This is a genomic window from Stenotrophomonas sp. PD6 (genome assembly GCF_049199305.1).
Classification (GTDB): Bacteria; Pseudomonadota; Gammaproteobacteria; order Xanthomonadales; family Xanthomonadaceae; genus Stenotrophomonas.
In genome coordinates this window covers 40,249-57,025 of record NZ_JBLZQD010000009.1, presented here as the reverse complement: position 1 = coordinate 57,025, position 16,777 = coordinate 40,249, and the positions used below count along the sequence as shown (strand labels likewise).

Sequence of the window (16,777 nt, the reverse complement as noted above, 5' to 3'; positions counted from 1 at the left end):
CGACATGGGCAGCGGCGCGGTCAGCGGACGATTAATCGCGGGAAGTGCCATGGGCGGCCTCCGGGAACAGCAGATCACGGTTGAATGCGGGCAGCGTCTGCTGGAAGGGCTCGCCGATACCGCCGCCGTAGATGTCCGGCAGCTGGCCGGCGTCCAGCGCGTCGCGCTCGCCCAGCACGCGCGGCTGGATCAGGAACACGCGGACCAGGTTTTCAGCGGACTGGGTGTCCTGGCCAAACAGCTTGCCCACGCCCGGAATGCGGCGCAGGCCGGGAATGCCGGTGCGGCCGGTATCCACCGCGCTGCGGCTGTAGCCGCCCACCAGCAGGCTGAGCTGGTGCGGCACGCGCGCCACGGTGTCGATCATGGTGCGGTTGACCATGGACACCACGTCCACCGTCTGCTCGCCACGCGCGGTGCCGTCCTCGATCTTCAGCTGCATTTCCACTTCGTCGTGCAGGGAAAGGCGCGGACGAACGCTGACCAGCGTGCCGTAGGTCACCTGTTCCAGCGACACCGCACGCTCGCCCACCAGCTTGGTGTAGAACGTCTGGTTGCTGTCGAAGTAGGCGGGAATGTTTTCCTGGGTGAGCAGCACCGGGCGCGAGACGATGTGCGCGTTGCCCTTACTGGACAACGCCTGCACGGACGCCAGGAAGCGCGCACCGTCCAGGGTGCTGACCGGTGCGTCCTGGTTGAGGCCGATCGACAGGCGGTTGCCGATGTTGATGCCCCCGCTCCAGTTCACGCCCAGGCGGTCGAGCTCGGTCTTGTTGATGTCGATGATCCACAGCGAAAGCTCGATCTGCCGACGCGGCACATCCAGCTCGCCCACCAGCCGCTTGACCTGCTCGATCTGCGCCAACGTGCCGCGCACGATGAGACTGTTGGTTTCCGCATAGGGCAGCACCACCGCGTTGGTGGGGCTCACAGCAACGCGTTGCGGCGCAAGTTCGCGCGGCGCCTGCACCGGCGGCAACGGCGTCTCGACCACGCCCGACGGATCTGCGGCTGCCGGCGGCGGCGAGGGTTGCTTGACCACGGCGCCGAAGTCGCCCAGCTGCAGCACGCCTGCCAGTACGTCGGCCATGCCGGGCAGCATGCGTTCGTCGGAGCGCAGACCATAGCGGCGACCATTGACGAAGCTGTGCTCGAGCCGGATGACCTCGACGTGGTGCGGGCTGGCGTCGGCGCCCTCGTAGAGGTCGTCCAGGTAGCGGGCGGCATTGAGCACGATGTCGACGTAGACCGGCGGACCGGCGACGTAGAACGTGCCGTCGGCGCCGCCGCCGCGGACCGGGTAGCGCGCGTCGGCCAGCCGCGCCTTGCGCAGGAAGTCCGCCAGGGTGGCGACCGAGGTGGAGCGCAGCCGGCCCACGGCGTTCTTCTGCTCGCTTGAGTCGTAGACGTAGATGGACTGGCCATCGCTGTACCAGACCAGGCCGACCTCGCTGGCCACCTTGGTCAGCACATCGAACGGGCGCGCCAGGTCGAAATTGCCGCTGACTTTCTTGCGCTGCGCCTTGGGGCTGACCACCACGGCCTGGCGCATGCGCGCGCCGATGGCGTTGAGCAGGTGGTCGGCGCTGTCGGCGCGGGAAACGAACCCGGCCGCGTGCGGCACGTCGGCACGGTCCTGGATGGCGGTGCCCTCCAGCGGGGTTTGCGCCGACGCAATGGCGGCGGGCAGCAGTAACAGGATCAACGGCAGGAAACGCATGGCTTACTCGGTGGGCGTCGTGACGGCGCGGTAGACGGACAAGGGGGAACAGCCGATCAGCGATTTGATGTCGGTGCAGAAGTGCGACAGCGACGCGTAGCCGTGATCGGCGGCAAGGTAGGTGAACGAGCGCGTACGTCCCGGGTAGTCGAGAAGTGCGCGCGCGGCGCGCATGATGCGAAGCTCGCGCTTGAGCGGCCGCCCCAGCATCTGGCGGCAGCGCCGGTGGAACTGGGCCGATGACAGGCCGTAGCGTTCGGCCAGCTCGGCCACGCTCAGGTCGGCGCCCTGTTCGAGCAGGAACTGCATCAGCCCATAGCTTTCCGTGCGGGCAAGGTGGCCGAGCAGGCGCGACAGCTGACTGTCCCGCACCTGGCTGCGATCACGCGAGAGCTGGTTGATCAGCCAGCCCGCCGCGAGCTCGGGAACCTCCAGTTCCGCCTGCACCACCCAGTGCAGCGGCAACGGCTCCGGCAATACCGGCGGCGCGCCGCAGACGTGGTGAAAGTGCGCCAATGCACGCGCCATTCCGCTGCCTGGCAAGGGCACAATGGAGAGACCGGGCACCCGCGGCAGCGGAATACCCGCGTGCAACAGCCGCTCACCGGGCAGCAGGTGCATGGCGACGCCGTCAACGCGGATATCGGCGCGTTCCTGTCCTGCATTTACGATGACGTACACCGACCACTCCCGTTCAGCCTCGGCCGCGGTAGCGCTGGCGCGACCTCGGCGTTGAGGCGGCATCATGGGGAAGGGTCGGGGTGATAGCTCTACAAGAAATTCGAAAGCAGACACGATTTCGAGTATTTCTAACGGTCTCATTCATGTACGCGGCGCGTTGCACGCCGCCAGGAACCCGCAATGCACACTCCCCTGCTTGGCATCCATCACGTCGCGCTGATCTGTTCGGACTACGCGCGCTCGCGCGACTTCTATGTGCGCGTACTCGGGCTGGCGGTGAAGGCCGAACACCATCGTGTGGAGCGCGATTCGTGGAAACTGGACCTGGCCCTGCCCGACGGCGGCCAGCTGGAGCTGTTCTCGTTCCCCGCGCCGCCGCCCCGGCCCAGCCGCCCGGAGGCGCAGGGCCTGCGCCACCTGGCCTTCCGGGTCGCCGGCCTGGAACCGGTGATCGCCCGGCTGGCCGCCGAGGGGGTGCCGTGCGAGCCGATCCGCACCGACGAATACACCGGCCAGCGCTTCACCTTCTTCGCCGACCCCGACGGGCTGCCGCTGGAGCTGTACGAAATCGGCTGAATGAGTCGCTGATGTCGCGACCGACGCGTTCCGTACCGGAGCGAATGGGTATACAGTCCGGCTGTACCGGCCCCGCGCCGGCATTCACGGACATCCCTGGGAGGGGAACATGCGCAAGACCTTCAAGACCCTGCTGCTGGCACTGCCGCTGATGATGGCCGCGATGTCGGCCAGCGCCGCCGACGGTGCCGCCGGCCGCTGGAAGACCATCGACGACAAGACCGGCAAGGTGAAGTCGATCGTCGAGATCACCCAGGCCGCCAATGGCACGCTGACCGGCAAGGTGGTCGAGATCCTGCATTCGGACAAGGGCCCCAACCCGGTCTGCGACGGCTGCGAGGGTCCCAACCACAACAAGCCGGTCAAGGGCATGACCATCCTGTGGAACCTGGCGCAGGACAAGGGCAGCAAGACCAAGTGGTCCGGCGGCACCATCCTGGACCCGGCCAATGGCAAGACCTACAAGTCCAAGATCGAACTGCAGTCCGGTGGCGGCAAGCTCGAGGTGTCGGGCTGCATCACCTTCATCTGCCGCAGCCAGACCTGGCTCCGCGATTAAGCCACCCGCGGGCGGAATTGCTGGCAGATCAACGGCCTGGGGCCGGAGCGGGGTGACCGCTTCGGCCCTTCGCCTTTTCAGGGAGCATGCGATAATCCCGCGTTCCCCCGGCCCCCATGCAGATCATGACCCGCACCGCTCTTGTCACCACCGCACTGCCCTACGCCAACGGCCCGCTGCACCTGGGCCATCTGGTCGGCTACATCCAGGCTGATATCTGGGTGCGTGCGCGGCGAATGAGCGGCGGCAAGACCTGGTTCGTGTGCGCCGATGACACCCATGGCACCCCGATCATGCTGGCCGCGGAAAAGGCCGGGGTGACCCCGGAAGCCTTCATCGCCAACATCCAGGCCAGCCACGAGCGGGATTTTGCCGCCTTCGGCGTCGATTTCGACCACTACGACTCGACCAATTCGGCCGGCAACAAGGCGTTGACCGAAGCGTTCTACCTCAAGCTGGAGGCGGAAGGCCACATCGCGCGCCGTTCGGTGGCGCAGTTCTATGACCCGGCCAAGGGCATGTTCCTGCCCGACCGCTACATCAAGGGCATCTGCCCCAACTGTGGCAGCGCCGACCAGTACGGCGACAACTGCGAAGTGTGCGGCGCCACCTACGCCCCGACCGAACTGAAGGACCCGCGCTCGGTGATCTCCGGGGCGACCCCGGAAATCCGCGATTCGGAGCACTTCTTCTTCGAGGTCGGCCGCTTCGAGTCGTTCCTGCGCGAATGGCTGGCGGGCGACGTCGCGCTGCCGGGCGTGAAGGCCAAGCTGGGCGAGTGGCTCAATGCCGAGGGCGGCCTGCGTGCATGGGATATCTCCCGCGACGCGCCGTACTTCGGCTTCCAGATTCCCGGCCACCCGGGCAAGTATTTCTATGTCTGGCTGGACGCGCCGATCGGGTACCTGTCCAGCTTCCAGGCGCTGTGCGCGAAGAACGGCGAAGACTTCGACGCGCACCTGCGCGCCGGCACCAGCACCGAGCTGCACCACTTCATCGGCAAGGACATCGTCAATTTCCACGGTCTGTTCTGGCCCGCCGTGCTGCATGGCACCGGCCACCGCGCGCCGACCCGGCTGCATGTGAACGGCTACCTGACGGTGGAAGGCGCCAAGATGTCCAAGTCGCGCGGCACCTTCGTGATGGCCCGCACCTACCTGGACGTCGGCCTGGAGCCGGAGGCGCTGCGCTACTACTTCGCCGCCAAATCCTCGGGCGGCGTGGACGATCTTGACCTCAACCTGGGCGACTTCATTGCCCGGGTCAACGCCGACCTGGTCGGCAAGTTCGTGAACCTGGCCAGCCGCTGCGCCGGCTTCATCAGCAAGCGCTTCGACGGCCGCCTGGCCGACGCGCTGCCGGACGCCGGCCAGTACGACCGCTTCGTCGCCGCGCTCGCGCCGGTGCGCGAGGCCTATGAGCGCAACGACCCGGCGGCGGCGCTGCGGCTGACCATGGCGCTGGCCGATGAAGCCAACCGCTACATCGACGAACAGAAGCCGTGGGTGATCGCCAAGCAGGACGGCGCCGATGCGCAGCTGCAGTCGGTATGCACCCAAGGCCTGAACCTGTTCCGCGTGCTGGTCACCGCACTCAAGCCCGTGCTGCCGTCCACCGCCGCGCAGGCCGAGGCCTTCCTCGCCGCCCCGGTGCAGACCTGGACCGACATCGCTTCACCGCTGCTTGCCCACACCATCGCCGTGTACAGCCCGCTGTTCACGCGTATCGACCCCAAGATGATTGATGCCATGACCGACGCTTCAAAGGACACCCTCGCCGCCCCGGCGCCGACCGCCCCGGCAACGCCCGCCAAGCCGGCGGCGCCTGCTGCCACACCGGCCGCCGCGCCCGCTGCCGCTGCTGAAGGCCCGGCCTATATCGGCATCGACGATTTCGCCAAACTCGACCTGCGCATCGGCAAGGTCGTGGCCTGCGAGTTCGTGGACGGTTCGGACAAGCTGCTGCGCTTCGAGCTGGACGCCGGCGAGCTGGGCACGCGCCAGATCTTCTCCGGCATCCGCGCCAGCTACGGCGAGCCGGAGAAGCTGGTCGGCCGCAGCGTGGTGTTCATCGCCAACCTGGCCCCGCGCAAGATGCGCTTCGGCCTGAGCGAAGGCATGATCCTGTCGGCCGGTTTCGATGGCGGCGCGCTGGCGCTGCTGGACGCCGACAGCGCCGCGCTGCCGGGCATGCCGGTTCGTTGATTCGGGCCCGACGCGGAGGGTAGACATGGAGTTGGCCCTGATCGACTTCGACAACACCGTCACCGACTGCGATACGTATGCGCGGTTCCTGCGCCGCGTGGCCACGCCCGAGCAGCTGGCCCAGGCGTGGTGGAAGGTAGGCCCGTGGCTGCTGGCCTACCGGTTGAAGCTGATTTCCGCCAGGCGCATCCGCGCGCGCGTGACCTGGCTGGTGATGCGCAACCGCCATGCGGACGATATCGCCGCCCAGGCCGCCGGGTTTTCCCGTGAAGTGCTGCCCGAGGTCGTGCGTCCGAAGATGCTGGAGCAGATCCGCTGGCACCTGCAGCAGAAGCACACGGTGGTGATCGTGTCCGGTTCGCTGGATCTGTACCTGCGCACGTGGTGCGAGGCATTGGGGCTGGAGATGATCTGCAACCGGCTGGAAAGCCGGGATGGCCGCCTCACGGGGCGCTATGCCGATGGCGACTGCGCGCCGCACAAGGTCGAGCGCATCCGCGCGCGCTATGACCTGTCGCGCTACGTTCGCATCCATGCCTACGGCGACAGCAGTGAAGACCGCCCGATGCTGGCCCTGGCGCACGAACGCTGGTATCGCGGCAAACCCTTGAAATGAAGCACCCGCGCAGCCGACGCCACGCATGACATCCTCTCCGCTACCCCTGGTTGAACGCCTCGACCGCTTGTTGCCGCAGACCCAATGCGGGCAATGCGGCTACGACGGCTGCCGCCCATATGCCGAAGCGATGGCGAGCGGCGCGGCGGGCGTGGAGCGCTGCCCGCCCGGTGGCGACGCCGGCGCGCGCGCGTTGGCGAAGGTGCTGGAGGTAGCGCCCGTGCCGTTTGACCGCAGCCGTGGCGAGCACACGCCCGCCCAGGTGGCGGTGGTGATCGAGGCCGATTGCATCGGTTGCACCAAGTGCATCCAGGCCTGTCCGGTGGATGCGATCGTGGGCGGCGCGAAGTACATGCATACGGTCATCGCCGACCTGTGCACCGGCTGCGGGCTTTGCATTCCACCGTGTCCGGTGGATTGCATTGATCTGGTGCTTACGGCAACGCGGCCGTAATCACGATCTCCACCTTCCAGCTCGGGTCAGCCAACTTGGCTTCGACCGTCGCACGGGCCGGGGTCATGCCGTTGACCACCCATTCGTCCCACGCCGCGTTCATGCCGGCGAAATCGCCGATGTCGGCCAGGTAGACCTCCGCGCGCAGCACGTGCTGCTTGTCACTGGCCACCAGCGCCAGCAGCTTGTCGATCTCCGCCAGGACCTGCCGGGTCTGCCCGGTGATGTCCTGGCTGGTGTCTTCGGGGATCTGCCCGGACAGATAGGCAACCTTGTTGTGCACGGTCATCTCGGACATGCGCGGACCGACGTCGAAACGTTCCAACATGGCGATGGCTCCTCTGTGATGGTGTGGCCATTGTCACCGATGCGGCCACAGACCGCACAGTCACCCCGCTTGGCAAGCGCCGGCCAGAAGCGCACGATTCGCCCGCGAGGCACTGTGGGTGCCTTGACCCTTTCGTCGCCTGCGCCGGAGCATGCTGTCCCGATGACCGAACCCTCCCCTGCCCCCTCGTCCCGCGTCGGCTGGCGCCGCGCGGCGACCGTCATCTTCAGCCTGGGGATCCTTGCGCTGGCCCTGCGCGGCCTGGCGAACGAGTTCGACGATCACGGATATCGTGCCATTCGCGACGCGTTCCACCAGCTCGGTGCCGGGCAGATCGCACTCACCGTGGTGCTTGGACTGGCCAGCTATGCCTGCCTGATCGGCTTCGATGCCATCGGCCTGCGCCGCAGCGGCAAGCGTCTGCACCCGGCACGCGTCGGCATCACCGCGTTCCTGGCCCACACGCTGGGGCAGACGCTGGGCTTCGCGGCGCTGACCGGCGGTGCGGTGCGGCTGCGCGGCTATGGCGGCGCCGGGCTCACCCTGGCCGAGATCGGCCAGGTGGTGCTGATGAGCACACTGGGCTTCATGTTCGGCGCGTGGCTGCTGCTGTCGCTGGCCTTCCTGCTGGAGCCGGGCGCCGCCGCGCTGGCCCTGCCGGTGTCGGCGCAGGCGGTGCGCGTGCTGGGCGCGGCGGGATTGCTCGCCTACCTCGGCACGGTGCTGCTGGTCGGGCGCGAGGGCCGCAGTTTCCAGATCCGCGGCCACGCACTGTGGCTGCCCGACCGCCGCACCATGCTGGGGGTCACCGTGCTCAGCGTGGTCGAACTGGTGCTGGCCAGCGCCGCGTTCTATGTGCTGTTGCCGATGGATACGCCGACCGGCCTGCCGGGCTTCGTCGGCCTGTATCTGGTCGCTGTGCTGGCCGGCTTGATTTCCAGCGTGCCGGCCGGGCTGGGCGTGTTCGAGTGGAGCCTGCTCAAGCTGCTGCCGCAGGTGGCGCCTGCGGCGGTGCTCGCGGCGGCACTGATCTACCGGGTCACCTACTACGTGCTGCCGCTGCTGCTGGCCACTGTGCTCGGCGTCGCGCCGGCGTTGCGCAAGCCGCTGCGGGTCAGCGCCGGGGCCACACGCGCCGGCTGGACCGCGCTGCGCCCGTGGCTGCCTCAGATCATCGCGCTGGCGGTGTTCAGCGTGGGTGCCGCGCTGGTGATCGACGGCACCCTGCCCACGCCGCGCCGACACCTGCTGCACGCCTCGCTGCCGGTGCTGGAAACTTCGCACCTGATCGGCAGCCTGGCCGGCGTGGTGCTGCTGCTGATCGGCCAGGGCCTGCAGCGGCGCAGCCATGCGGCCTGGATGCTGGCGTTGGCCATCTGCGTGATTGCACCGCTGCCGATCTGGCTGCGCGGCGGCCAAGTGCTGATCGCACTGGCGTCGGTGCTGGTGGCAGCGGCGCTGTGGGCCTCACGGCGCGAATTCTACCGGCAGGGCGCGCTGCTCGACGAAGCGTGGTCGTGGCCGTGGATCCGCAACCTGGGGTTGGTGCTGGTGGCGGTGATCTGGCTGCTGTTCTTCGTCTACAGCCATGTCGAATACCAGAATGAACTGTGGTGGCAGTTCGCCGCGCAGGGCAATGCACCGCGTGCGCTGCGTGCGCTGCTGGTGGTGGCCATCGCGCTGGCCATCTTCGGCCTGGCCCGGCTGCTGCACAGCACGCGTACGCCGCTGCCGTCGGCCGATGCCGCAACGCTGGACGCGCTGGGCCCGATCCTGGCGGACGCACAGGACACCCAGGCCTGCCTGGTGCTGACGGCCGACAAGGCGGTGCTGCGCGACGATGCACAGCGCGGCTTCGTGATGATGCAGCGCTACGGCGGCTCGCTGATCGCGATGGGCGACCCGGTGGGGCCGCCGGAGGTGGCCCGTGCGCTGATCTGGCGGTTCCGCGAGGAGGCCGACCGGCTGGGGCTGCGGCCGGTGTTCTACCAGGTGGGCGAAGCCTACTGGCAGACCTATCTGGACCTGGGTCTGACCCTGGTGAAGCTGGGTGAAGAGGCGATGGTGCCGTTGCAGGGCTTCACGCTGGAAGGCCGCGAGCGTGCCGACCTGCGCCAGGCGTGGAACCGGGGCAAGCGTGGCGGGCTGAGCTTCCGCGTGGCCACCCCCGCCGAAGTACCGGCGCTGATGCCGGCGTTGGCCGCCGTGTCGCAGCAGTGGCTGGACGAGAAGGCGGGCGATGAAAAGGGGTTCTCGCTGGGCAGCTTCGACCCGGTCTACCTGGCGCGCTTCCCGGTGGCGGTGGTCGAGGCCGAAGGCCGCATCGTCGCCTTCGCCAATCTGTGGCAGGCGCCGGCCGGGCAGGAACTGTCGGTGGACCTGATGCGGCACGTGGACGATGCGCCCAAGGGCACCATGGATTTCCTGTTCATCGAACTGTTCCTGTGGGGCAGCGCGAACGGCTTCCAGCGCTTCTCGCTGGGCATGGCGCCGCTGTCCGGACTGGCCCAGCACCGGCTGGCCGGGCGCTGGAACCGCTTCGCCAACGTGGTGGCGCGGCACGGCGAACGCTTCTACGGCTTCAGCGGCCTGCGCCGCTTCAAGTCCAAGTTCGCGCCGGTGTGGCGCGCCCGCTACCTGGCCGCGCCGGGCGGCATGCACCTGCCTGCGGCGCTGCTGGATGCCACCCGGTTGATCTCATTGGATCCGCGCCGAGGAAAGAATGAGGCCCCAGTGAGATGAACGCATCGCCATGCGCCCATGTCTTTCAGCGCACGTAACACAGCTTGAAATGCAAGGGCGCACGTACACGTCAGTGAACGCATCGGCATGCGCCCATGGCTTACCGCACACCACGTAGCACAGCTTGAAATGCACGAGAACGCGTCCCCACCCACCCATGGCATCACCGCTCGGGAATGTGCTCCAGCAGCGTCTTCGCCAACCGATCGTAGTCACCCTTGAAGTGATGGTCGCCAGGCAACCCGATGACGGTTGCCTGGCCGGCCGGCAACGCCGGGCACAGCGCGTCATCATCGTCCTGCCCGTACAGGCACAGCGTGCGGTCGGCCGGTAGACGAGCGATTTCCGGCGCAATCGGCAGGCCGCCGCCGCTGCTGCCCAGCCAGTTGCTGACGTGGAACTCGTAATCCGCGGTGCGCCCGACCGACATCAGCCCGATCAGTGCCACCGTATCGCGCGTGGCCGGGTCGAGCTGGTTGATCGCGGCGGGCAGCACGTCGGCGCCCTGCGAGAAGCCGACCAGGACCAGCCGCTTGCGCTGCCACTGCGTACGGTAGTGGTGGGCGATGCGCTCCAGATCGCGGGCGAAGCCCTCCGGCGTGCGTTCGGTCCAGAAGTAGCGCAGGGAATCCACCCCGACCACCGATACCCCGGCGTCGCTCAGGGCAGACGCTACTTCCTTGTCCAACCCCGCCCAGCCACCGTCGCCAGAGACGAAGATGGCCAGCGTGTCGCCCGCCACGCGGGACGGAATTTCCACCACCGGCAGCCCCTTCAGGTCGTCCGGCGGCGGCGCCAGGCTCACGCCCTTCTGCGCGCCGATCACCTGTGCCGCGGCCAGCAACCCGGGCAGGTCGTCACCGGCCGCGGTGCGCTTGAACTCGCGCCCCATCGCCACGCCGCGCACGAACGCGGAGGCCTTGCCGGCCGCACACTGGCGGTCACCGGCGGCGTTCAACCAGGGGAAATTCAGCTCCGCCGGCTGCAGGCGGCCATGGCTGACGCCCGCGCCGCAGACCTTGCGCTCGCGCACGCCCTCGGGGCAGAAGTCTGTCGTGAGCAGGCCGGCAAACACCTGGGTATCGGCCTGCGCCGCCACCGCATAGGCCAGCTCGGCGCCCGCGCCATCCCCGCCAATCAGTGGCAGGTGGTAACCAGGCACATGCAGGTACGCCTGGAAAAAGCGCGAGAAGTTCTCCACGTCGCCGGCGCCGAAGGCGCAGTTGCCGCCGCCTTCCCGGGCCAGTACCTGGCGCAGCCGCGCCACGTCCACCCGCGCTACCAGCGCGCCCTGTGCACGCAGCGCGTCGATCCGCTGCTGGGTGCGTTCGCCTTCGCGACCGCCGTCGAACCACACCACCACACGCTGCGGATGGCCCTCGGGCACGTACAGCGGGACGTCATTGAAGCGCCCGTGGCTCACCTGCTGCGGCGCCGCCGAGGCGGACAGCGCGCTCATCACCGACACCAGGCCCAGCACCACACCCAGAACCCTGCCCACACTGGCTTGCCGCATCGTCACGCATCCCGGAAAAGTCGCTCAACGATACGCCAACCTGAGTAGAACGGGCGCGTCGCCACACCTGCAGCGCTGCCACGGCCAGCCACAGCACCACCACCGCGATCACCAGTTTCTGACCGGCACCGCGCGGCGGGCCGCGCCACAGCACGTGCAGCCACAGCAGCGCGAAGCACAGCCACGCCCACCACCAGCCGGCCGTGGCCCAGCGCGCCCATTGCGGGTCGGCGCGCAGGTACCAGCTCTGCAGCAGCATCGCCACGCTGACACACAGGAACGCGGTGTTGGCCGCCACGCCGTGGATCAGCGGTGCCAGCAGGGGCGCCCGCTCGGGCAACCAGCTGTCGCCAATGGCCACACCCAGCAACCCCAGGCCCGCCATGCAGAACAACAGCGGCGCCGCCACGCTGCGCCGCGGCGAGCGGTGGGCGCCATGCAGCGACCAGGCCAGCAGCATGATGGCCACCGCCAGCACGCAGTAGGCCGTACGCAGCGCCAATCCCCACGGCCCGTGCAGGTACAGGCTCAGCGTGGCCTGCACCCAGTCCAGGTCCTGCCGTGCCCACTGGGTCCAGAGAGCGGTGAGCACGAAGCCGGCCAGCGCCAGCAGCGCCAGCCCACCCACCCAGGCCTGCGCAGGCTGGCTCCGAGGGGAATGGGCAGAAGGGTTCATGCGCCGCTGCGCTCAGGATTCGGCGTCGGGATGACGCAGCCGCCACGCCGCCAGCGCCGCGCGGTAGCGCTGCAGCTCATCGGTGTACAGGTCCAGCACGCAGAGCGGGCAGCCACTGCCGCAGCACTCGTTGGGGCCGGGTTCTTCCGGCGGCTGCGGGCGCGGGTCGGTATCGGGAACGGTGGGCAGGAAGGGAACAGGCATGGGCGCGGCGGGAAGGAATCAGCCCGTACAGTGTAATCGACCGGTCTCAAACCCCCAGGCGGCGCCGTAGGTTGGCACGCGCGGCGGCATCCAGCCGCGCGTGGAAGAAATCGCTCAGGAAGATCCGCGGGCTGCGCAGCAGGTGCTTGAGGAAGCGCCGGCGGTTGAGCCGGAACAGGAAGCCCGGCACGTGCCCGGCATATTCCTCGGCGATGCCGCGGTCATAGGCGTCGAACACGTCGGCCGGCGCTCCCAGGATCGCCATGTCGCAATCCAGGAACAGGGCCGCGTCCGGGTCGCCGTCGAGGTCGGCGGCGGTCAGCGTGCCATGCCGGGCGGTCAGCAGGATCAAGGCCTCCACCTGAGCCACGTCCACGCCCGCGCCCGGCAGCCAGCGCTCGATCTGCGCGCGGGCCAGCGCCGCCGAGCGCGCCTCGTTGTCGCTGCGCCCGGCGTCATAGATGGCGTCGTGGTACAGCGCGGCCAGCTGGACTTCGCGCGGCCGTCGCCAGCCGGGGCCCTCGGCCACGGCCTGGCAGTGCTGCAATACCGCGCGCACATGCGGGTAGCCGTGGTAGGCCCGTGGCGGCATGGCATAGGCAGCTTCCAGGTCGGCCTGCATGGCCGCCGGCAGGGAGAGCGGTTCGAAGGACATGGCCGCATGATTGGCTGCCGCGGGCCGTGCTGGCAAGCCCGGCCCGGTCATTTTTTCGCCACGGCTGGCAAAGTGCCGCGCGGCGGGCGCTGACCAGAGTTACCCACAGGTTTGCCCCGCGCTGGTCCACACCTGCTGTGGATGGCCGCATCCGCCGATGAAAGGCGCGCCAGCCCGCGCCATCGGGCATAGACTGGAATGGCGAACGACCCGCCTACCCAGCGAGGTGAGTGTGATGTCTGGCTGGAAACTCCTGGCCCTGATGGCCCTGCTGGTCACTGCGCCTGGCTTCGCGGCGCCACCTGCCACTACGGTGCCTGCCGCTGCGGCGGCGCCCGCTCCGGCTGCCGCGCAGCGAAGCGAACCGGTCCCCTCCCCCGAGCAGATCCTGGCCATTCCGCCGGATCTGCGGGCGATGCTGCAGCAACGGGTGATCGCCCCGGCGGTTTCGCGCGAACAGCGGGTGGCGCTGCTGGTGCATCTGATCTTCGATGAAGACGCCATGCACCTGGAATACGACCCCTACGCCACCCACACGCTCACCGAGACGTGGCAGACCCACCGCGCCAACTGCCTGTCCTTCACCCTGATGTTCGTCACCCTCGCCCGCGCGGCGGACATCGATGCGCGCGTGCAGGAGGTGGCCCAGGTCGTGACCTGGCATCAGGACCAGGGCGTGATCTACAACGTGGGTCACGTCAATGTCGGGGTGTCCTTCAATGGACGCACCGCCGTCGTCGACCTCGACCGCGACGTACTGTACGACCGCTACGGGCCGCGCCCGATCACCGATGCACGCGCGATGGCGCACTTCTACAACAACCGCGGCGCCGAACACATGGCCGACGGGGATACCGCGCAGGCACGCGCCTATCTGGACGCGGCGCTGGCGATGGCGCCGGCCTTCCCGGCGGGCTGGAACAACCTGGGCGTGCTCGATACCCGCGAAGGGCATCTGGACCAGGCCCGGCAGGACTACGAGAAGGCGCTGCAGTTGCAGCCACGGCACGCGGCGGCGCTGACCAATGCCAGCGCGCTGTACCGCCGGCTGGGCGATGAGCACCGCGCAACGCAGTTGGCGCAGCGGCTGGCGCGGGTACAGCAGGACGATCCGTTCGCGCAGTTCCGTTTCGGCAACGAGGCCGAGCAGCGCCACGACTACGCCCAGGCCATCCACTATTACCAGCGCGCGGTGCGGCTCTACAGCACCGCGCACCAGTTCCATTTCGGCCTGGCGCGCGCCTATTTCCTGGCCGGCGACAGCCGCCGCGCGTCACGGGAGATGCTGCGCGCGCGCGACCTGGCCGGCGAGGATGCCGATGTGCTGCGGGCGACCTACCAGGCCAAGCTGGACACGCTGCAGAAGTGGCGCCAACGCACTGCGGCCAATTGAGGCCGGCGTGCCGCCTGCAGGTGTAACGACCAACGGTCGTTACCTACCCGTTGATGCGCAACGACCAACGGCCGTCACCTACGCCTTCTTCAAAAAACAGGTCTTGAGGACCAGGCCTTTGATCTTGTCGGAATTGCCCTCAATGTGCTCTGCATCGTCCTCGACCAGGCGGATATTGCGGATCACGGTGCCCTGCTTGAGCGGGATCGAAGAGCCCTTGACCTTCAGGTCCTTGATCACGGTGACGGTATCGCCACTGACCAGCGTGTTGCCGTTGCTGTCCCGTACGACCTGCGCCTGGCCACCGGTATCGCCGGCCGCCCACTCATGGCCACAATCGGCGCAGATCCACAGCGCGCCATCGGCGTAGGTGTTTTCCAGGGAGCATTGCGGACAGGCAGGAACGGCGGACATGGTGAAGCCTTCAGGGTCGGAACAGTGGCTATTGTAACCGCCCAGCCCGTTCGGGCCTTGCACCGGCGGTCCGCTTGCCGCAAAGTGCGCGCCCCCTGACCTTCGGCCCGGCCCCGCATGAAAATCGGCATCGACTTTGGCACCAGCAACTCCGCCGCCGCCGCCGTGGTGGACGGACGGGTCGTGCCGATCCGGTTCGGCGAGGCCGAACAGTTCCGCACCACGGTGTACTTCCCCGAAGTGATGCGCGACCCCAACGACTTCGAACTGACCCCGGCGCTGGAGCACGAGCTGGCACGGCTGGTGGACGCGGCGGCGCGCGATGCGCGCGCGGCCGGGCAGGAGCGCGCGCCCGACGCGCTGCGCCGCGAGGCGCTGCGGGTGGTGCGGCGACAGTGGATGGAAGAACAGATGCAGGCCCCGCTCAGCTCCACCAAGCTGCTGCAGAACGCGGTCTACGGTGACGAGGCGCTGGAAGCCTACTTCGAAGAGAACGAAGGCAACCTGGTGCAGAGTCCGAAGTCGATGCTGGGCTACAACCTGCACCCGCGCGCACGCCAGACCATCACCGGCATCGCCACCCACATTCTGGAACACATCCGGCTGACCGCATCGCGCCAGCTGGAAACGCCGGTACGCACGGCCACGCTGGGCCGCCCGGTGCAGTTCCGCAGCTCGATCGGCGCGGCAGGCAACGACCAGGCGCTGGACATCCTGCACACCGCCGCGATCGCGGCCGGCTTCGACAGCGTGGATTTCCTTGAAGAACCGGCGGCCGCGGCGATGCACTACCACGCCGAAAGCGCACAGGAGCACGACGCGGTGGTGGTCGATATCGGCGGTGGCACCACCGATGTAGCGCATGCGCGGGTGGGCGGCGCGCAGGCCCCGAAGATCCACCGTGCGTGGGGTATCGCCCGTGGCGGTACCGATATCGACCTGGCCTTGAGCCTGGGCGGCTACATGCCGCTGTTCGGTCGCGGCGAAAGCCGGGTGCCGGCGCACCACTATGTGGAAGCGGCGATGGTGCAGGACATGACCCGCCAGCGCGACTTCCGCCAGCACAACTACCGCGACGCGGAAGCGCCGTGGGGCAAGCGCCTGCAGGCACTGCAGGAAACCGGCAACACCGCGCGGCTGTACCGTGAGGTGGAACGCTGCAAGATTGCATTGAGCAGCGATGAACAGCACGACAGCGCGCTGGGCTTCATCGAACGCGACCTCGGCGTGCGGATCGACAGCCCACGCCTGCAGGCCGCCGCCGGCGGCTACCTGGCCGAACTCACCGCGCTGCTGGAGCAGGTACGCGCGGATATCGGGCATGACCCGGCGGCGATCTTCCTGACCGGCGGCATGTCGCGCGCGGGCTACCTGCAGGCGGCCGTGGGCGCGGCCTTCCCCGCCTCGACCCTGGTGCGCGGCAACCCCTCGTTCGGCGTGGTGCACGGCCTGGCTTGGGCGGCGGCGGGCTGATCCCTTGCGCCACAAGGGTTTCCAGCCGTGAAACCCTGCCATTAACAAAACGTTACGCCGAAAGCGCTATCATCTTTCGGCTTCGATGCGCAATGCGCGTGTCGCTCCGGGCCTCGTACAGGCCACCCTCCTCGTCGATGCTGCCGCCTGCTGGATCCGTCCGGGGCGCCGGGATCGTCTATCGCTGTCAAGAGAGATTCGATTGGGCGAACGCCTGGCTTCACCAGCCCCTGCCTCACCTGCCGAGCCGGACCCCATCGACTGCCGCCGCTGCGACGCGGTGTGCTGTCGGCTTTCGGTCACGGTGATGCCCGATGACGCGGTTCCCGGCCATCTGCTGGATACCGACGAAATGGGGCGGACCGTCATGGCCCGCAATGAGGAAGGCTGGTGCGCCGCGATCGACCCTTACCATCTTCGCTGCACGATTTACTCGCAGCGTCCCGCGATCTGCCGCCAATTTGCGATGGGCGGCGATGACTGCCGCCATGTGCGGCAGGACTACCGTCGACAACAGCACGATGCGTCGACGATTTTTTCCACGTTACACCCATGACAGGAGCATC

16 protein-coding genes and 1 pseudogene are annotated in these 16,777 nt (G+C 68.2%); 9 read left to right on the top strand and 8 right to left on the bottom strand.

The features are described 5' to 3' along the window. Window positions 1-31: 31 nt before the first annotated feature. Window positions 32-1,720 carry a type III secretion system outer membrane ring subunit SctC gene (gene sctC, locus ACOZHM_RS13530; RefSeq protein ID WP_421569836.1) on the bottom strand — a complete coding sequence of 563 codons (1,689 nt, stop codon included), beginning with the start codon at window positions 1,718-1,720 and terminating at the stop codon, window positions 32-34. A gap of 3 nt (window positions 1,721-1,723) precedes the next feature. Continuing rightward, a complete protein-coding gene (locus ACOZHM_RS13525; RefSeq protein WP_421569835.1) occupies window positions 1,724-2,467 on the bottom strand; it encodes a helix-turn-helix domain-containing protein in 744 nt (247 codons plus the stop codon). Between the two features lie 114 nt (window positions 2,468-2,581). On the opposite strand from ACOZHM_RS13525, the gene ACOZHM_RS13520 reads away from it, so the two are divergent. From ACOZHM_RS13520 to rnfB, 5 genes are all read left to right on the top strand, one after another. Next, on the top strand, window positions 2,582-2,977 hold the full coding sequence (locus ACOZHM_RS13520; RefSeq protein ID WP_421569834.1) for a VOC family protein: 396 nt from the start codon (window positions 2,582-2,584) through the stop codon (window positions 2,975-2,977). 109 nt (window positions 2,978-3,086) lie between these two features. Continuing rightward, window positions 3,087-3,536 carry a DUF2147 domain-containing protein gene (locus ACOZHM_RS13515; RefSeq protein WP_421569833.1) on the top strand — a complete coding sequence of 150 codons (450 nt, stop codon included), beginning with the start codon at window positions 3,087-3,089 and terminating at the stop codon, window positions 3,534-3,536. Between the two features lie 125 nt (window positions 3,537-3,661). Continuing rightward, window positions 3,662-5,740 (top strand): methionine--tRNA ligase, encoded by a 2,079-nt coding sequence (gene metG, locus ACOZHM_RS13510; protein ID WP_421569832.1) that lies wholly within the window; start codon window positions 3,662-3,664, stop codon window positions 5,738-5,740. Window positions 5,741-5,765: 25 nt separating this feature from the next. Further along, window positions 5,766-6,356 (top strand): HAD family hydrolase, encoded by a 591-nt coding sequence (locus ACOZHM_RS13505; RefSeq protein ID WP_421569831.1) that lies wholly within the window; start codon window positions 5,766-5,768, stop codon window positions 6,354-6,356. A gap of 25 nt (window positions 6,357-6,381) precedes the next feature. Beyond that, the gene (rnfB, locus tag ACOZHM_RS13500; RefSeq protein WP_421569830.1) at window positions 6,382-6,810 is read left to right on the top strand and encodes an Rnf electron transport complex subunit RnfB; all 429 of its coding nucleotides are present in this window, start codon (window positions 6,382-6,384) and stop codon (window positions 6,808-6,810) included. Here rnfB and ACOZHM_RS13495 read toward each other — a convergent pair. Then, window positions 6,791-7,138, bottom strand: coding sequence for a RidA family protein (locus ACOZHM_RS13495; RefSeq protein ID WP_282245297.1), 348 nt, complete (start codon window positions 7,136-7,138; stop codon window positions 6,791-6,793). The genes rnfB and ACOZHM_RS13495 overlap by 20 nt on opposite strands. 162 nt (window positions 7,139-7,300) lie before the next feature. Between ACOZHM_RS13495 and mprF the strand changes: the two genes are divergently transcribed. Next, window positions 7,301-9,880 (top strand): bifunctional lysylphosphatidylglycerol flippase/synthetase MprF, encoded by a 2,580-nt coding sequence (mprF, locus tag ACOZHM_RS13490; protein WP_421569829.1) that lies wholly within the window; start codon window positions 7,301-7,303, stop codon window positions 9,878-9,880. 163 nt (window positions 9,881-10,043) lie between these two features. On the opposite strand, the gene ACOZHM_RS13485 is transcribed toward mprF, so the two are convergent. The 4 genes and pseudogenes from ACOZHM_RS13485 to ACOZHM_RS13470 all read right to left on the bottom strand — a co-directional run bounded on the left by ACOZHM_RS13485 (window position 10,044) and on the right by ACOZHM_RS13470 (window position 12,931). After that, the gene (locus tag ACOZHM_RS13485; RefSeq protein WP_421569828.1) at window positions 10,044-11,396 is read right to left on the bottom strand and encodes a virulence factor family protein; all 1,353 of its coding nucleotides are present in this window, start codon (window positions 11,394-11,396) and stop codon (window positions 10,044-10,046) included. Between the two features lie 49 nt (window positions 11,397-11,445). Further along, window positions 11,446-12,072 (bottom strand): annotated as a pseudogene (locus ACOZHM_RS13480) (DUF998 domain-containing protein); the annotation flags it as partial. Window positions 12,073-12,084: 12 nt separating this feature from the next. Continuing rightward, the gene (locus ACOZHM_RS13475) at window positions 12,085-12,276 is read right to left on the bottom strand and encodes an oxidoreductase-like domain-containing protein (RefSeq protein WP_421569827.1); all 192 of its coding nucleotides are present in this window, start codon (window positions 12,274-12,276) and stop codon (window positions 12,085-12,087) included. 46 nt (window positions 12,277-12,322) lie between these two features. Beyond that, complete coding sequence (locus ACOZHM_RS13470) at window positions 12,323-12,931, bottom strand: hypothetical protein (RefSeq protein WP_421569826.1); 609 nt, start codon at window positions 12,929-12,931, stop codon at window positions 12,323-12,325. Window positions 12,932-13,166: 235 nt separating this feature from the next. Here ACOZHM_RS13470 and ACOZHM_RS13465 point away from each other — a divergent pair, with 235 nt between their 5' ends. After that, on the top strand, window positions 13,167-14,324 hold the full coding sequence (locus ACOZHM_RS13465; protein ID WP_421569825.1) for a tetratricopeptide repeat protein: 1,158 nt from the start codon (window positions 13,167-13,169) through the stop codon (window positions 14,322-14,324). 78 nt (window positions 14,325-14,402) lie between these two features. Here ACOZHM_RS13465 and ACOZHM_RS13460 read toward each other — a convergent pair whose 3' ends face one another. Continuing rightward, window positions 14,403-14,738 (bottom strand): zinc ribbon domain-containing protein YjdM, encoded by a 336-nt coding sequence (locus ACOZHM_RS13460; protein WP_421569824.1) that lies wholly within the window; start codon window positions 14,736-14,738, stop codon window positions 14,403-14,405. Between the two features lie 117 nt (window positions 14,739-14,855). On the opposite strand from ACOZHM_RS13460, the gene ACOZHM_RS13455 reads away from it, so the two are divergent. Together ACOZHM_RS13455 and ACOZHM_RS13450 are read left to right on the top strand one after the other, a co-directional pair. After that, window positions 14,856-16,211, top strand: coding sequence for an Hsp70 family protein (locus ACOZHM_RS13455; protein WP_421569823.1), 1,356 nt, complete (start codon window positions 14,856-14,858; stop codon window positions 16,209-16,211). A 256-nt stretch (window positions 16,212-16,467) separates the two neighbouring features. Further along, a complete protein-coding gene (locus ACOZHM_RS13450) occupies window positions 16,468-16,767 on the top strand; it encodes a YkgJ family cysteine cluster protein (RefSeq protein WP_421569923.1) in 300 nt (99 codons plus the stop codon). Window positions 16,768-16,777: the final 10 nt, after the last annotated feature.

What these genes read in the sequence shown, in the direction of transcription:
- sctC (WP_421569836.1), bottom strand. Translation starts at nt 1,720, where the DNA reads ATGCGTTTCCTGCCGTTGATCCTGTTACTGCTGCCCGCCGCCATTGCG.
- ACOZHM_RS13525 (WP_421569835.1), bottom strand. Translation starts at nt 2,467, where the DNA reads ATGATGCCGCCTCAACGCCGAGGTCGCGCCAGCGCTACCGCGGCCGAG.
- ACOZHM_RS13520 (WP_421569834.1), top strand. Translation starts at nt 2,582, where the DNA reads ATGCACACTCCCCTGCTTGGCATCCATCACGTCGCGCTGATCTGTTCG.
- ACOZHM_RS13515 (WP_421569833.1), top strand. Translation starts at nt 3,087, where the DNA reads ATGCGCAAGACCTTCAAGACCCTGCTGCTGGCACTGCCGCTGATGATG.
- metG (WP_421569832.1), top strand. Translation starts at nt 3,662, where the DNA reads ATGACCCGCACCGCTCTTGTCACCACCGCACTGCCCTACGCCAACGGC.
- ACOZHM_RS13505 (WP_421569831.1), top strand. Translation starts at nt 5,766, where the DNA reads ATGGAGTTGGCCCTGATCGACTTCGACAACACCGTCACCGACTGCGAT.
- rnfB (WP_421569830.1), top strand. Translation starts at nt 6,382, where the DNA reads ATGACATCCTCTCCGCTACCCCTGGTTGAACGCCTCGACCGCTTGTTG.
- ACOZHM_RS13495 (WP_282245297.1), bottom strand. Translation starts at nt 7,138, where the DNA reads ATGTTGGAACGTTTCGACGTCGGTCCGCGCATGTCCGAGATGACCGTG.
- mprF (WP_421569829.1), top strand. Translation starts at nt 7,301, where the DNA reads ATGACCGAACCCTCCCCTGCCCCCTCGTCCCGCGTCGGCTGGCGCCGC.
- ACOZHM_RS13485 (WP_421569828.1), bottom strand. Translation starts at nt 11,396, where the DNA reads ATGCGGCAAGCCAGTGTGGGCAGGGTTCTGGGTGTGGTGCTGGGCCTG.
- ACOZHM_RS13475 (WP_421569827.1), bottom strand. Translation starts at nt 12,276, where the DNA reads ATGCCTGTTCCCTTCCTGCCCACCGTTCCCGATACCGACCCGCGCCCG.
- ACOZHM_RS13470 (WP_421569826.1), bottom strand. Translation starts at nt 12,931, where the DNA reads ATGTCCTTCGAACCGCTCTCCCTGCCGGCGGCCATGCAGGCCGACCTG.
- ACOZHM_RS13465 (WP_421569825.1), top strand. Translation starts at nt 13,167, where the DNA reads ATGTCTGGCTGGAAACTCCTGGCCCTGATGGCCCTGCTGGTCACTGCG.
- ACOZHM_RS13460 (WP_421569824.1), bottom strand. Translation starts at nt 14,738, where the DNA reads ATGTCCGCCGTTCCTGCCTGTCCGCAATGCTCCCTGGAAAACACCTAC.
- ACOZHM_RS13455 (WP_421569823.1), top strand. Translation starts at nt 14,856, where the DNA reads ATGAAAATCGGCATCGACTTTGGCACCAGCAACTCCGCCGCCGCCGCC.